We start from the raw sequence: 14,861 nt of genomic DNA, 5'->3' as shown, positions 1-14,861 counted from the left end.
ATTTTAAAACAATCTTCTCCATAGGGCTTTCAAAAACAATAGATTTGGCAAACTGGTGGTAATTTTGATTTCTTCCCAAAAGGTAGTTTCCTCATCCAGAAATTTTAGAATTTTACGACTGTCATTTTTCTTAAATAATATGGAGAACAATCGGTGTCCTAACCCATTATTTTTGTGCAACACATCCAAAAACAACAGGTCATAATACCAAAATCGAGTTCTTTTTTCAAATTTTGATAGGTCTGTATTGCTTTTGATATAGGCTACCAATCGTTTCGTCTTTTTTGAAGAAATCGCAAAGGTGTATCCTGTACTTGCCTTGGTCCATCCTCCAGCGGTGCCCATATGGATGATATTAATGCTATTGGATTTCTTGAATTCATACGAAGTCATCGGGATGCAGCCCTTTTCTTTGTCTACAATTTGATAGTTCTTTATTCCTTTGCTATCTAAATAGCTTATGATAGCTTCTTCGTACTCTTTTTCTTCTAACAAATCTTCAGAAAACAAGGTATACTCAAACAAAGCTTCTCGTTTTGAAGTAGGCAGTACATACATAAATCGGGTATTCCCTTTTTGATCTACCGTAAAGTCCATAAAAGTGGCTTCCTGATCATCAAAAATATCTGTTTCGGTTTTAATAAACCAACCCAAAAAATGCTGATTCAATAAGGGAAACTGCTTTTGCTTTTTATATGCATCAGATAGAATAACGCTATTGAATACTTTACCTGCCTGATAGGTGGCCTGATCAGTAACAACTTCTGCATAAGATCCTTTTTCATTCAATGCAACAAGGGTCTCTTTGACAATACTTACATTGGCTTTTGAAGCTACTTTTTTTAAGATAAAATCATAGAAATCCTTCCCTTGGATCATCTTGTATTGATATGGCAAAATAGCTGTGTGTTCTTTGTAGGTAGTACTTCCGAAATAGATATTATCCCACCTTTTGTGCAATATAGCATCCCAATCTCCATCCTTGAGGTCCCAATAACACCAGGTACGATCATTTTGATCTTTGGAAACTTTATCGATTAGTAATATGGAATGATCATCAAAATAAGGTTCAGACACTAACCTATAGGCAAACATAAGGCCAGATGCTCCCATACCCGTGATGATGTAATCATATTTTTGCATTCAGAACAATATGAAAATGGAAAAGAAGACCAATATAGCAATAAAAATATGTACCGAGATCGTGAAACGAAACATGTTCACCATTTTTTGAAATAAGAACTGAACAATACATGCCGTTACCAACCAACCCACATAATTTTGAAATGGAGCAATTCCTCCTTCAAATTCCCAAAAATCAAATCTAGGCGCCGAGAACTCCATGACCACATCCAGCAACACCATGATTACAGTCCCTAATATTGACGAAACCAAAATAGGATCAACTATTTTTTTTGCCAAAGCGGCACAACAATACGTTAAGATAGCCCAATTAACCCCTATCATCCAAGGTACACCATACACTTTTGGGCCTAGGTTTTTACCATACTCGTATACTCCGAAAATCAATCCGGTATTGACACCAATAATTTCGGCAATCATACCAATACCAAAAGGAATACACAACGCATATATCAATTTCAGATTAAAATCAGCATTCCAAAGAATTAAAAAAAGGTATATCGACAAATGCAGCCAGGTCAGCGATAAAAACCATGTTTCATACCCCATAAGAATTCCTAAAATCCCGGAGATAGTAAATAACCAAACAACAACGATGGAATATCTAAGTTTTCTATTTGGGGCTATTCTTATCATTTTTTAGTGTCTTTTGAAATGAGTTCTGCGACTATCTTTCCGGATAACAGGCATAAGGGGATCCCTCCTCCTGGGTGTACACTCCCACCACAGAAATACAGTTTCTTGATCTGTTGAGAAAAGTTAGGATGCCTTAAAAAAGCTGCGTATTTGTTATTACTAGACGAGCCGTACAAAGACCCTTGATAGGATTGTGTTCTTTCTTCGATAGCACGTGGATCCAAAATAGACTCGGTCTCGATGATTTGCTCAATATCTCTCTGCAAAATTCTGGAGAGTTTCTGCAAAATATTCTTTTTGGCCGTTGTGATGATACCATCCCAATCTTGTCCCTCATTGCCAGGAACATTAATCATTACAAACCAATTTTCGCACCCCTCTGGTGCATCATTGGGCTCATTTTTTGAAGTTATATTAATGTATACCGTCGGATCGTCACCAACTTCTTTCCTGGTAAAAATACAATCGAACTCTTCCTTGTAATTTTCGCTAAAAAATATATTGTGAAGATCCAATTCTGGGAATGTTCCTTTGATTCCCCAATAAAATATTAATGCCGAACTCGATCGTGGTTGTTGTAATGTTTTTTCTGGAGCTTTACAATCAGGAAGTAACTTTCGATATGTAGGAACTATATCCATATTAGAAACTACCACATCAGCATCAATACGTTTCTCCCCAACATAAACTCCTTCTGCACTATTATTTGCAACAGCTATTTGCGTAACTTTTGTATTGAAATTAAACACCACTCCCAAGTCTTGAGCCAGACGATATAGACTATGAGCTATGCTATACATTCCTCCTTCTGGGAAAAAGGTACCATAGTATTGTTCCAAATGCGGGATCATAGACATGATTCCGGGAGTTTTGTATGGATTAGACCCATTGTAGGTGGCAAAACGATCAAAAAACTGAACCAATCTCCGATCCCTAAATCTTTTTGAATTCACTTTATGCAACGTTGCACCTATTTCCAGCTGTCCAACATGAGTTATTGCCTTTATCGTATCTGCTGACAAATAGGTATCTAATTTATGGAGGGATTTCTCAAGAAATAAAGAAGACGTTAGATCAAATTTCTTTTTACTACGATCAAAATAATCTTTGATAGTTTGAGCTTCGACCTCAAAAGCTTCGGCAGCAGACGTTGCAAATTTATTAATATCGGCATGTGCCGTAAATCGGGTATCATCCTCATAGAAGTAGTTACAAACGGTCTCTTTTTTTACATAAGAGAAATATGCCGACATGGGTTTGCTGGATACCGTAAATAATTCTTCTATAAACTGAGGCATTGTAAACAAGGACGGACCACAATCAAAACGATAACCTTTTTCTCGAATTTCTGCCAATTTACCTCCTGCACTTGGATTGGTTTCGAAAACCTCGACATCAAAATTTGCACTTTGCAGTCGAATTGCTGTTGCCAAACCAGCAATGCCAGCACCTATTATTATCGCTTTTTCTCTTTCCATAAATTTATGACGATCACTCAAAATTCCGTAATATTAGGGTCTTTTACCGCATAGGCATTTCATTTTTTATATATCTTTAACACGTGTTGTAGCTGTTATGATCAAATCCATTATTTTTCCGTTAATAATCCTACTATTTCAGGTATCGTTATCCGCACAAGATTCGACTAACACTGAGTCTCCAAAAATCATTAGTAAACTGAAGTTAGGATCCTTGATTGAATTCGACTCAAAGAGCATCAAATTTGTAGAAGTTATGGAGGATTCAAGATGCCCAACAGGAGTATCTTGTATGTGGGAAGGGCAGGCAAAAGTGCAGATTGAAATCTATGAAAATGGAAAGCTACTAGAAACGAAGGAATTGATTTTTGGCAAGATGAACATCAATCCCAAAAAACAAGAGGTAGTTATGACCCATGAAGATAAAACGGTTTATGCATATACAATTAATCCATACCCTGCCAATCAACAACCCATCCCCAAAGAAAACTATTATCTAGAATTGATCATCAAATAAACAGCTAAACAATAATGTCGTCAACCCTTTTATTATTCGCACTGTATGATTTCTAATACTGGAAAGGCTCATATTGCCTTATTAAGTGTAAATATTGTTTATGGTGCCAATTATTTAATCGCCAAAGGGTTGATGCCTAATAAAATGGAAGCCTCTGCATTGGTATTTCTTCGTATAGCGGGAGCTGGACTTTTATTTTTTATTCTGAAAGCATTTATCAAGGAATCGGTCGATCGAAAAGATATTCCTAGATTGGCATTATGTGGTTTTTTGGGAGTGGCCACCAATCAGTACTTTTCGATGAATGGTTTAAGTCTTACCTCTCCGGTAGACGCTGCCATTATCATAACCGCTATGCCTATTTACACAGTGATTATAAGCCGTTTTTTACTAAAAGAGCCTTTTACCTCGAGACGCGTGCTCGGGATTACTATAGGAGGATTGGGTGCTATATTACTTATCTACTTAGGAAATTCTGGGTTGGGTACGGGATCGATTAAAGGAAATATTTTTATTGCCATCAACGCCCTGGCTTTTGCTTTTTATCTGGTGATTGTAAAACCCATGATGTCCAAATACAAACCAGTTACCGTGATCATTTGGACCTTTTTGTTTGGGTTTATATTCATGTTCCCGTTGTGCATTTCTCCCTTACTAAACACTAACTTTGCTGCTTTTGAATTTACCAATTGGATATCACTGATCTATGTTGTGGTTGGCCCCACCTTTCTTGCTTACTTGCTCAACATGTTTGCTTTGCAGTACGTAAAACCAACGGTATCTAGTAGTTATATCTATGTGCAACCTGCTGTGGCTATGATTTTGGTTGCATTAGTGTCGTATTTGGTCGTAGATAGCCAGTACCAAGGAGATATTACCATCTCAAAATTACTTTGTTGTATCCTTATTTTTATGGGAGTCTACTTGATTAGCAGTGGCCCTTTACCTTGGAAAAGAAAGTCTAAAAATTAATGGCAGCCACAACCACCATCACCACAAGCACCTTTATTCTTTTTCTTAGCTGAAGACCAGGATGGTTTCCAAAAGAATTTTTTGATCAAAAATCCTACTGCAACCGCAAATACCAGAAGAACTAATATGTTTTGGATAATAATATTCATATAAAATAGGTCGTATAAAGATACGAAACCTTAAGTGATTTATTTTAAAATTTGATACGCAATCAATGCTACAACATAAGCCAATCCACTCATAAAAAACAGCTGAATAGTAGGCCATCTCCAACCGTTGGTTTCCCTTTTTACGATCGCCAACGTACTCATACATTGCATCGCAAAAGCATAAAACAATAACAGAGATATTCCACTAGCAAAATTAAACACTGGTCTTCCTGTTTTTTCATGTACTTCGGCAGCCATTCGATTTTTGATGGTTTCTTCTTCATCGCTCCCTACACTGTAGATCGTAGCCAATGTCCCTACAAACACTTCTCTGGCCGCAAAAGAACTGATGATCCCTATTCCTATTTTCCAGTCATATCCTAAAGGAGCAACGATGGGTTCTATTCCTTTTCCGGCATACCCAATAAACGAATGCTCTAATTTGTAAGACACGATTTCGTTTTCAAGTTCTTCACCAGAAAGATCACTATGCGTAGCAGTAACAATCTCTTCGGCTTTATTAAATTTCTCATTAGGGCCAAAGCTTGCCAATACCCACAAAATAATCGAGATCGCCAAGATGATTTTTCCTGCTCCAAATACAAATGCTTTGGTCTTTTCGATCACGTTAAAAATTACATTTTTAAACAGTGGTACTTTGTATCCTGGCATTTCGATCACGAAATACGATTTGCTTTTTATTTTGAGCACTTTATTCAGTATCCAGGCCGCTCCTACAGCAGCACCAAAACCTAAAAAATAAAGGAACATCAAGGTAAGACTTTGATATCCAAAAATCCATCCTACCTTTTCGTCTGGGATCACCAATGCGATAATGATTAAATACACCGGTAATCTGGCAGAACAAGTAGTAAACGGTACTACCAAGATCGTTATCAGTCGTTCTTTCCAACTTTCTATATTTCGGGTAGCCATTACTGCAGGAATTGCACATGCCGTTCCCGATACTAAAGGCACTACACTTTTTCCACTTAATCCAAATCTGCGCATTCCTCTATCCATCAAAAATACTACACGGCTCATATAGCCACTTTCTTCGAGAATAGAGATAAATAGAAATAAAAATGCAATCTGCGGGATAAAAATCACGATCCCTCCTAACCCTGGTATGATCCCATCCGTAATCAGATCCACAAACGGTCCGGCGGGTAATACCGATTTGGTAGCTTCACTAAGCCATGCAAATCCTTCATCGATCAAATCCATGGGATAGGACGACCAGTCATAAATGGCCTGAAAAATCAATAATAGAATTCCGAAGAAAATAAAATAACCCCAAAACTTATGAGTAAGTACTCTGTCTAATCGTTCTCTAAGTCCGGTGGCCGCTTTTTCGTCTACAGTAACTCCTTCTTTAAGTACATTATTGATAAACTGGTAGCGTTTGATCGTTTCCTTTTGCTGTAGTCGTTTGAGTTCACTTTCAGATTTAATCTGAAAATCCGGAGAGATATCCAATTCTTGTTTATCTACTTTTCTGAAATTGACATCCTGAGTAATCACCAACCAAAGTTTATACAGAGACTGGTTAGGGAACGCTTGTTGTAATCTTTCAAAATAATCTGGCGCAAAAGTAAGCGCATCTACACAAGGGGATTTAGGCAAAGATGCATAGGATTCGATCATTTTTTTTAACTCATCGATTCCTTGCTTTTTTCTGGCACTTACCAAAGCTATTTTGGTATTCAATTCTTTTTCTAACCGTGGAATATCCAAAGAAATTCCTCTTCGCTGCATACGATCAGCCATATTGATTACCAAAATGGTAGGAATCTCCAAATCTTTGATCTGTGTAAACAGCAATAAGTTTCTTTTAAGGTTTTCGACGTCAGTAACCACCACGGCCACATCTGGAAAATCTTTATCTTTTTTATTGAGTAATAACTCGATCACTACATTTTCGTCTAGTGAAGATGCATTTAAGCTATAAGTACCCGGTAAGTCCAAAATATGGGCTTTTACTCCTCTGGAAAGTTTGCAAATCCCTTCTTTTTTTCTACCGTTATCCCGGGATAATTCCCTACCTGTTGATTGAGTCCTGTAAGTAAATTAAAAACCGAAGTTTTTCCTGTATTTGGGTTTCCTATTAATGAAACTTTAATCTGCTTAGCCATAAAAAGAAACTACCTTTATAAAATTTGAACTTCGATTTCTGCTGCCACTTCTCTGCGAATTGCAAGATGGCTGCCATTGATGTTGAGATACATTGGACAACTAAAAGGAGCTGTTTGTAGTAACTGTACCTCGTTACCCGGAAGACATCCCATTTCTAATAATTTTAACGGTATCACATCGGTGGGAATCTCCTTAATCAAGGCTCGCTGACCTTTCTTAAGATGGGCAATAGTAGTCTTCAAAAGCTTATTTAGATTAATTTTAAACTAGGCAAAAGTACGGAAAAAAACCTAGTACAAATGCTAAATTCTTCAAAATAAAAGGGAGAAAGTGGCCTATTCTGAGGGGTTTTCTTGCTTTAATACTTTAATATCTTCGATCAAGCGATCAATTTCTTCTGGATTGGTACCATCATAAAACCCTCGTATGCGTTTCTTTTTATCTACCAATACAAAATTCTCGGTATGCACCATATCGTAGGGGCCACCATCACCATCTGACTTGGCCGCTAGATAGGATTTGCGAGCCAGGTCATAAATCTGTTTTTTGTCTCCTGTTACCAGATTCCATTTGCTATCGTCTACTCCCTTTTCTATAGCGTATTTTTTTAATCGGGCTACGCTGTCAATTTTGGGAGTGACACTGTGCGATAATAACAATACCTCATGATCATCTTTAAGCCGATCCTGAATCTCTTTCATATGCCCTGTCATAATCGGGCAAATGGTTTGGCAGGTGGTAAAGAAAAAATCAGCTACATAAATACGATCTTTGTAATCCTCTTGAGTAATGGTTTTTCCGTTTTGATTGGTCAATTTGAAATCGGCGATCTTATGATACTTGCGCACATATTGCACCGTACTATCAACCAGTTCGGTATTTACCATTTCCGGAGCGTATACCTGTAGTGTTCTTGTGGGTTTAAGAATGGTATAAATGATACTAATGATTATTGCAGATAGTATGAAGAGTACTACGGCAAAAAACTTATACTTTGAAAAAAACTGAAGCATACTCATTTTTCTGGCTGCAAAAATACGAGGATTATCCTGTATTTGTGTTTTCTTTTTCATTAAAAAAATACTAAATCTGGTGATATCGAGGGTAGATTTTTTTTATATACCTCTTAAAAGGTTACTTTTGCGTGATTAAATTTTGAATACGACCTAATGAGTCCATTTTTTGTAAAAGCCATTCAGTTACTACTGAGTTTATCGATCCTAATCGTTTTGCACGAGCTAGGGCATTTTATACCTGCCAAATTATTTAAAACCCGAGTAGAGAAATTTTTCCTCTTTTTTGATGTGAAATTTGCGCTCTTCAAGAAAAAAATTGGTGAGACCGTTTATGGTATCGGTTGGTTGCCTTTGGGTGGTTATGTAAAGATCGCCGGGATGATCGATGAGAGCATGGACAAAGAGCAAATGGCTGGACCACCTCAACCTTGGGAGTTTAGATCCAAACCGGCTTGGCAACGATTGATCATTATGCTAGGTGGAGTTACTGTAAATATCATCCTTGGATTTTTGATCTATATGGCCATCATTTTTACATGGGGTACCAATCATGTAGGATTTGATGACTTACCACAAGGATTTGCCGTAGCAGATTCGTTTAAAGAGTTAGGGTTCAAAGATGGGGATCGCGTGATGGAAGTAAATGGCGAAACGCTGGAAGATGTGATCCAAATCAACCATTATCTGTTTATGAGGGATGTAGAAAACATCACCGTAATGCACCAAAATGGACAAAAAGAAACATTGTCTATTCCTGAAGATATCGGAACGACGATGTTTGAATCTGGAGTACTACGCCCATTCTCCCCTATTGCTGAACCTGTATTGGATAGTGTAGTAGCAGATACTCCGGCAGATAAAGCAGGATTATTAAAAGGAGATCGCATCTTAAGCCTAAATGATCAAAACGTAGTCTATTGGAACGATTTTAATCGATTGAAAAGAGCGGATACTACTAATTCAGCATTAAAGATAACTTATCTAAGAAACGGAGCAGAACAAACCGTAATGGTGACTCCAAACGAAGAAGGCGTGGTTGGGGTATATCCTAAAGCAAATTTTGAAATCCAGAAAAGACAATATTCCTTTACCGAAAGTATCTCTGCAGGTTTTGATTTTGGATATTGGACATTACACGATTACATTGCCCAGTTTAAATATGTATTTACGAAAAAAGGAGCTAGCCAGGTAGGTGGTTTTGGAGCTATCGGAAATCTTTTCCCTGATGCCTGGAACTGGAAAGCCTTTTGGGGTACTACCGCTTTTATTTCTATTATTTTGGCTTTTATGAACATCTTACCGATTCCTGCATTGGATGGTGGACATGTGATGTTTTTACTGTATGAAATTATTGCAGGAAGAAAACCAAATGATAAATTTATGGAGTACGCCCAACTTGTTGGTTTTATTATTCTTATCGCCTTATTATTATTTGCAAACGGAAATGATATCTATAGAGCGATCACAGGAAAATAATAAAAATTAAAAAAATCTTTTTGAGAATCAAAAATTAGTATATATTTGCACTCGCAAAAGAGAAATACTAAGTATCTTTGCAAACATAAATTCCTCCTTAGCTCAGTTGGTTAGAGCATTTGACTGTTAATCAAAGGGTCCTTGGTTCGAGCCCAAGAGGGGGAGCAAAAATGAAAGAGCTGTACGAAAGTGCAGCTTTTTTTATTTTCCCAATCTTGGTGCGAGAAGTTAACCCTGAACTTGTTGAAGGGAGCCCAAGAGGGGGAGCAAAAATGAAAGAGCTGTACGAAAGTGCAGCTTTTTTTATTTTCCCAATCTTGGTGCGAGAAGTTAACCCTGAACTTGTTGAAGGGTGCTAAACTCATTCTATCTTTATAGATTCATAAAAACAATTACCTTTGATGTGTTTAATCCAAATTATTGTATCTTTACAACGTAGTTAACACCTTATTTATCAAATAATTAATAATTTGTTTAACTATTATTTTGAGGTAATACTCACCTCTTCACAAAAAGTCACATTGTACACTTGCTCTACAAAAGGCTTTAGGGACCCCTATAAAGCCTTTTACTGCCAATATCACCTTCCTAGTTCTTCCTTATTGTTTTTAATGCTCATATAGCTACATAATATTGAGACCCACCCGTGCATGATCTTTGTTCCAAAAGATTTTATAGATATAGACATTAGTAAACAGGATATTTATGATCATAAGCCCCAAATTATAATTTGGAACCATTTTATTAAAAAAGTAAGTTAGTTTTGATTCAATTTTTTCATATCAAAACAAACATTTTATGTTTATATCAGTAACAGAATACATTGTCGACGAACGAATATTTCAACTTGAATCCAACAATTGTGTATCTAGTGATGTATTTCTTCAATTAATGCGTCGCGACGTACGAATTCTCTTTTTTTGTTTCCTAAAAGAGTAACACAATTGATTTGTAAGGATACAGGTAAAAAAATAAAAAAAAGTTTGTGGAGTCCGGAAATAAAAGCAGCTGCTTTAGGGATGAAGAGCAACCATAACATCCCTATGTGGGGCTATTACAGCTTTGGAGTTATAGCCTTAGCTATTCTTATAGGGGTCCCAGTAGGTTTTATAAATGAATTGAAAGCGACTAAACAATACCAAGAATCCTTCATGGGACAAAGTGCAGAAAAGAAAAAACAAATCCTCCAAAAATTAAATACAGATGATTTGATAGCAACTACCAAGAATGTATATATCATAAAAACTATTGATGCAAAAAAAGTAACCTTAGTCAGTAGTAAAAACTCAGATAGGAACAACATATATGAAGAATTGACCAACGAAGCATATCCCAAAAATTCTTTCACTGGAGAAGAGCTAAGTGTACCCATCTCCAAATTTACCAATTGTATGCTATCAAATACCGAACTAATTGTTAATACATTGGATAATTAACTTGTAGTATCGTCAATAACTGATTCAATTAAGATTTAAATTCAAAATAAGAACACAGCTTCAACAAAAAAATAAATTCTTAATTTGCAACTACCTTAAAAATAGTTCTAATGTTAAAATTAGTTGCTAATCTTTACCTCATTCTTTTTCTTTTTAGCCCTGTATTTTCTCAAAAAGAAAAGCATAATATAACTCCCAAAACAGAGATTGAGCGTTTAACACGGTTGCAAAGTGATACTTATGATGCTGGAAATTATAAAAATTTCAAATTATATACAGATTCTATTTTAACCATTGCTCGAGCAAATCAGCTTAAAGAGCACGAAATTGATGCACTAACAAGATTAGGGGTTTACTATAAGAAAACTGATGCTTACGATGAGGCAATGACCTATTATTCAAAAGCCCTGGAAATCTCTGAAGATATTCCTGATAGTTATAAAAAACAAACCGTTATTCTTATAAATCTTGGACATGTATATAATCAGATAGGATATCACAAAAAAGCAAAAGAATCTTTTGATAAAGCTTTAAAATACATTGAAGACTTCAATGGACCAGACATTTATAGAATGGCCGCTTACACCGGCCTATCTGATGCTGTTTCTGGAAACAAAAACTTCACACTTTCTTTGAAATACTTGGAAAAAGCCAAAGCGATAGGAGAAGAATTAAAACGTGATGATATTATCCTAAACGCCCTAAATGGCATGATCGAAAACTATTTAAAACTAAATCAATATGAACAAGCATTAGCGTATAGTAAACAAGCTCAAACATTTCATTCAACAGTCCCATCTATAGAACTTAGAGCATTAAATAACTATCTATTAGGAGCTTCTCTAGTAGGGCTTGAAAAATACAATGAAGCCATTTCACCTTTACAAATGGCTAAAGGAGTTGCTATTACCAATCAGTTTTTAAAAGTCCAAATGTTAACACATAAGCAGCTAACTATAGTTTTCGAAAAACAGGGAAACTTAAAAAAAGCTAATATGGAACAGAAAGGCTACATCAATGCTAAGGAAAAATACTTACAAACTCTTTCTAAAGCAAAACGATTAGATGTAGAGCAGGAGTTGGCAGATACAGAAGTACTTCTAAAAGAGAAAACTCATTTAAATGGACATCAATTTGGATAGGAATTAGTATCGCTGTTACATTACTAGTGATATTGTTTGTTTACAGGAAAAATAAGAAACAAGCAGAGTTTGAAGCAAATCAATTAAAGGAGGATCGAGAATTATTACAAAATGAGAATGAAGCCCTTAAACAAAAGATTCTGAAGATAGCACAACAAAAATCTACTAGCGGCATCAACGGAAATGAGAAAAACAATGCTAAAAAAACCTCTCTATCTAAAGAAGAACAGGAGAAATATGTGAGTTTGATATTAGATTATATGGAAAAAGAACAACCTTATCTGGATCATGAAATGAATCAATCCCTTCTTGCCGAAAAACTCGGCATGACAATACATCTCTTTTCTGAAATATTAAACGTATGCTTTGAAAAGAACTTTAATAATTTTATGAACTTATATCGTGTGGATAAAGCTAAACAACTCATTAAAGACCCTGCATACTCCCAATATAAAATTCTAGCTATAGGTTATGAAGCTGGTTTTCCTAGTAAAACTTCATTCAATCGTGTCTTCAAAAATTTGGTAGGCCAAACCCCTTCAGAATATCGAAATAAACAGAGCGATGAAATTGCATTATAAATGAGAATTTCAACTTTTTTTGTCTTAACTATAATCGGTTTTACAAAGGTTTATTACTTCAGGACAAAGAAATGCTTTTCCTAAAGTAACATTTTTGATTTATTTTTACCGTAAGTAATCTTTTTGAGGTTAAATAACATGAAAAAGCTCCCATTTCTAATTATTTACGTACTTACCACAGTCTCTACTCTATTTGCCCAAAATCAAACGGAAACAGACTTTGATGTATATGGTCAAAAAGTCAATTCTCCAAAAGATAGTATTGCAAAATACAGACAATTATTAAGCAAGTCACATAGAGCTGGAGATTTAGAAGCATTTCAAAAGTATGGTCAAATCATATTTTTAATTGCAGAAGCTAATGAATTAAAGGAAGATCAAGTTTCTGCATTAACGTATCTGGCTATTTATCATCAGCAAGTAGATCAGTACGAAAAATCATTGGCTAAATATCTTGAAGCAGAAAAACTTAGTAATTCTCTCCCCGAAAATTCATTTTCAAGAATTCTAGTACAAGTTAACTTAGGAAACCTCTACAACAGTATAGAAAATTACGAAAAAGTTAAAAGTTCTATGCAAAAAGTAATAGAGCTTGCGAAGTATCAAGAAAATCCAGATAACTTCATTATTTCAGCATATAATTCCTTAGGAACAGCAAATCTTAATCAAGGTAATTATCACGAAGCCTTAAAATATATGTACAAGGCAAAAGATCTTGCTGAAAAAATGAACAGAAATGATAGAATTATAGGTGCTTTGATAAATATCTCAGAATGTCAACGCCACCTAGGGAAATATGAACAAGCTATAGAAAATAGTCAAAGAGCCTTGGATAGAATGGATCATAATGAATCCATCGAGCTTGAGGCCTCAGCCAATTGCGTGATGGGTATTTCTTATTATTTGTCTGACCAACCGGTCCAAGCTCTTAAAAAATTAAAAATTGCCCGCGATTTGGCGATTAAAGGAAGTTTTTTGAATATCCAAATGGAATCTCATGAATATCTAACAAAAACCTATGAAGCATTAGATAGCATCAAAAGTTCTCTTCGAGAGCAAAAGGCCTACACAGAAACTAGAGAGAGATATTTTAAAACATTATCAAAAGCTCAACAATTAAAGTTAGCAAAAGAATCTGAATTAAAATCTGACATTATTTCTGAGCAAAAGAAATCCATACTTTCCTTGATAAAAGAAAAACAAGTTTTCATTTTTTCGGGAATTGTTTTGATTATTCTTTTAATTATATCTTCAATAATCTATCAAAACAAAAGAAGAAAATTAACTGAAGAGTCATCACAATTAAAGGATATTAAAATACTATTAGAAAATGAAAATGGAGTACTAAGAGATAAACTTAACGCTCTTGCTGAACAGATACAAAAACAAGGAACTTTTGAAAAGGACAAACAAAAATCACAAACCAAAAAATCTTCAATTTCTGTAAAGGATCAGCAAAAGTATATGGAACTTATCTTAAACTATATGGATAAAGAAAAGCCATTTTTAGACCACGAGATCAAACAATCAGATATTGCAGATCAACTCAGCATGAGTGTACATCTTTTTTCCGAAATGCTAAATGTATGCTTTCAGAAGAATTTCAACAACTTTATCAATATCTACAGAGTAGATACCGCAAAAAAATTAATGCAAGACCCAAAATATAAAAACTATAAAGTCTTAGCCATAGGATATGAAGCCGGATTTCCAAGTAAGACTTCTTTTAATAGAGTTTTTAAAAAATTAGTTGGGCTTACTCCTTCGGAGTTTCATAAAAAAAACGCTTTCTCTATTGGAGAGTAATCCCCTATCTAGAAAATAAAAGTTCTTTGTTCACTATTGTTTATCCTTACCAATGGAGTAATAGATAAATTTCTAAAGAGGAAACTATAATTATCATACCGGATAAAAACTATTAGAATTAGAAAACGTGACATTCCCTTCCTGTAACAAAAACACAATCATTAGAAGAAAAGCTATTTTCTTCAACAATTACTGGCATACAGCTATTTAGAGGTATTAATCTTCCACATTACTCCTTGACTAGAAATCAAACATTTAAAGATTTGGTAATTAACATCTTAACACTTAAAAAATAAGAGGTGCCAAATTATAATTTGAACCGTTTTTACTGAAATTCATAACTAAATTGCCTGTTCTAGCGCTCCAAATAAAA

At 35.2% G+C, this 14,861-nt stretch carries 14 protein-coding genes, 1 tRNA gene and 1 pseudogene; 9 read left to right on the top strand and 7 right to left on the bottom strand.

Annotation, left to right across the window (positions count from 1 at the left end):
• Positions 1 to 3: 3 nt before the first annotated feature.
• From AC0L3Q_RS02325 to crtD, 3 genes are read right to left on the bottom strand one after another with little or no spacing between them, the layout of a single operon-like run.
• Positions 4 to 1,143: a lycopene cyclase family protein gene (locus tag AC0L3Q_RS02325; RefSeq protein WP_473284764.1), complete on the bottom strand. Its 1,140-nt coding sequence runs from the start codon at positions 1,141 to 1,143 to the stop codon at positions 4 to 6.
• Positions 1,144 to 1,779 (bottom strand): carotenoid biosynthesis protein, encoded by a 636-nt coding sequence (locus tag AC0L3Q_RS02320; RefSeq protein ID WP_473284762.1) that lies wholly within the window; start codon positions 1,777 to 1,779, stop codon positions 1,144 to 1,146.
• Positions 1,776 to 3,257, bottom strand: a complete 1,482-nt coding sequence (crtD, locus tag AC0L3Q_RS02315) for a 1-hydroxycarotenoid 3,4-desaturase CrtD (protein ID WP_473284760.1) — start codon at positions 3,255 to 3,257, stop codon at positions 1,776 to 1,778. The genes AC0L3Q_RS02320 and crtD overlap by 4 nt, the downstream gene beginning before the upstream one ends.
• Before the next feature lie 97 nt (positions 3,258 to 3,354).
• On the opposite strand from crtD, the gene AC0L3Q_RS02310 reads away from it, so the two are divergent.
• Both AC0L3Q_RS02310 and AC0L3Q_RS02305 read left to right on the top strand, forming a co-directional pair.
• Entirely contained in the window at positions 3,355 to 3,774 is a 420-nt protein-coding gene (locus tag AC0L3Q_RS02310; protein ID WP_473284758.1) for a hypothetical protein, read from the top strand.
• Positions 3,775 to 3,819: 45 nt separating this feature from the next.
• Complete coding sequence (locus tag AC0L3Q_RS02305) at positions 3,820 to 4,746, top strand: DMT family transporter (RefSeq protein WP_473284756.1); 927 nt, start codon at positions 3,820 to 3,822, stop codon at positions 4,744 to 4,746.
• Here AC0L3Q_RS02305 and AC0L3Q_RS02300 read toward each other — a convergent pair.
• The 4 genes and pseudogenes from AC0L3Q_RS02300 to AC0L3Q_RS02285 all read right to left on the bottom strand — a co-directional run bounded on the left by AC0L3Q_RS02300 (position 4,743) and on the right by AC0L3Q_RS02285 (position 8,044).
• A complete protein-coding gene (locus tag AC0L3Q_RS02300) occupies positions 4,743 to 4,895 on the bottom strand; it encodes a hypothetical protein (protein WP_473284754.1) in 153 nt (50 codons plus the stop codon). The two genes, AC0L3Q_RS02305 and AC0L3Q_RS02300, sit on opposite strands and share 4 nt — an antisense overlap.
• 39 nt (positions 4,896 to 4,934) lie before the next feature.
• A pseudogene (gene feoB / locus AC0L3Q_RS02295) lies at positions 4,935 to 7,030 on the bottom strand (ferrous iron transport protein B).
• A gap of 15 nt (positions 7,031 to 7,045) precedes the next feature.
• Positions 7,046 to 7,273: a FeoA family protein gene (locus AC0L3Q_RS02290; protein ID WP_073320079.1), complete on the bottom strand. Its 228-nt coding sequence runs from the start codon at positions 7,271 to 7,273 to the stop codon at positions 7,046 to 7,048.
• A gap of 93 nt (positions 7,274 to 7,366) precedes the next feature.
• On the bottom strand, positions 7,367 to 8,044 hold the full coding sequence (locus AC0L3Q_RS02285; RefSeq protein ID WP_473287039.1) for an SCO family protein: 678 nt from the start codon (positions 8,042 to 8,044) through the stop codon (positions 7,367 to 7,369).
• Positions 8,045 to 8,200: 156 nt separating this feature from the next.
• On the opposite strand from AC0L3Q_RS02285, the gene rseP reads away from it, so the two are divergent.
• From rseP to AC0L3Q_RS02250, 7 genes are all read left to right on the top strand, one after another.
• The gene (gene rseP / locus AC0L3Q_RS02280) at positions 8,201 to 9,523 is read left to right on the top strand and encodes an RIP metalloprotease RseP (protein ID WP_473284752.1); all 1,323 of its coding nucleotides are present in this window, start codon (positions 8,201 to 8,203) and stop codon (positions 9,521 to 9,523) included.
• Positions 9,524 to 9,614: 91 nt separating this feature from the next.
• Positions 9,615 to 9,688: transfer RNA gene (locus AC0L3Q_RS02275), tRNA-Asn, on the top strand.
• 5 nt (positions 9,689 to 9,693) lie between these two features.
• Positions 9,694 to 9,882: a hypothetical protein gene (locus AC0L3Q_RS02270; protein ID WP_473284750.1), complete on the top strand. Its 189-nt coding sequence runs from the start codon at positions 9,694 to 9,696 to the stop codon at positions 9,880 to 9,882.
• A gap of 660 nt (positions 9,883 to 10,542) precedes the next feature.
• A complete protein-coding gene (locus AC0L3Q_RS02265; protein WP_473284748.1) occupies positions 10,543 to 10,959 on the top strand; it encodes a hypothetical protein in 417 nt (138 codons plus the stop codon).
• A gap of 110 nt (positions 10,960 to 11,069) precedes the next feature.
• Entirely contained in the window at positions 11,070 to 12,101 is a 1,032-nt protein-coding gene (locus tag AC0L3Q_RS02260) for a tetratricopeptide repeat protein (protein ID WP_473284746.1), read from the top strand.
• 26 nt (positions 12,102 to 12,127) lie between these two features.
• Positions 12,128 to 12,682 (top strand): helix-turn-helix domain-containing protein, encoded by a 555-nt coding sequence (locus tag AC0L3Q_RS02255; RefSeq protein ID WP_473284744.1) that lies wholly within the window; start codon positions 12,128 to 12,130, stop codon positions 12,680 to 12,682.
• 138 nt (positions 12,683 to 12,820) lie between these two features.
• Complete coding sequence (locus tag AC0L3Q_RS02250; protein WP_473284742.1) at positions 12,821 to 14,488, top strand: tetratricopeptide repeat protein; 1,668 nt, start codon at positions 12,821 to 12,823, stop codon at positions 14,486 to 14,488.
• The last annotated feature ends 373 nt before the right edge of the window (positions 14,489 to 14,861 follow it).

This window comes from Aquimarina sp. KJ22-3 (assembly GCF_055808215.1).
Note: the sequence above shows the minus strand (reverse complement) of the source record. Positions and strands in the feature narration are given on the sequence as shown.

Coding starts and splice junctions, on each gene's coding strand:
- AC0L3Q_RS02325 (WP_473284764.1), bottom strand. CDS start 1,143: ATGCAAAAATATGATTACATCATCACGGGTATGGGAGCATCTGGCCTT.
- AC0L3Q_RS02320 (WP_473284762.1), bottom strand. CDS start 1,779: ATGATAAGAATAGCCCCAAATAGAAAACTTAGATATTCCATCGTTGTT.
- crtD (WP_473284760.1), bottom strand. CDS start 3,257: ATGGAAAGAGAAAAAGCGATAATAATAGGTGCTGGCATTGCTGGTTTG.
- AC0L3Q_RS02310 (WP_473284758.1), top strand. CDS start 3,355: ATGATCAAATCCATTATTTTTCCGTTAATAATCCTACTATTTCAGGTA.
- AC0L3Q_RS02305 (WP_473284756.1), top strand. CDS start 3,820: ATGATTTCTAATACTGGAAAGGCTCATATTGCCTTATTAAGTGTAAAT.
- AC0L3Q_RS02300 (WP_473284754.1), bottom strand. CDS start 4,895: ATGAATATTATTATCCAAAACATATTAGTTCTTCTGGTATTTGCGGTT.
- AC0L3Q_RS02285 (WP_473287039.1), bottom strand. CDS start 8,044: ATGCTTCAGTTTTTTTCAAAGTATAAGTTTTTTGCCGTAGTACTCTTC.
- rseP (WP_473284752.1), top strand. CDS start 8,201: ATGAGTCCATTTTTTGTAAAAGCCATTCAGTTACTACTGAGTTTATCG.
- AC0L3Q_RS02270 (WP_473284750.1), top strand. CDS start 9,694: ATGAAAGAGCTGTACGAAAGTGCAGCTTTTTTTATTTTCCCAATCTTG.
- AC0L3Q_RS02265 (WP_473284748.1), top strand. CDS start 10,543: ATGAAGAGCAACCATAACATCCCTATGTGGGGCTATTACAGCTTTGGA.
- AC0L3Q_RS02260 (WP_473284746.1), top strand. CDS start 11,070: ATGTTAAAATTAGTTGCTAATCTTTACCTCATTCTTTTTCTTTTTAGC.
- AC0L3Q_RS02250 (WP_473284742.1), top strand. CDS start 12,821: ATGAAAAAGCTCCCATTTCTAATTATTTACGTACTTACCACAGTCTCT.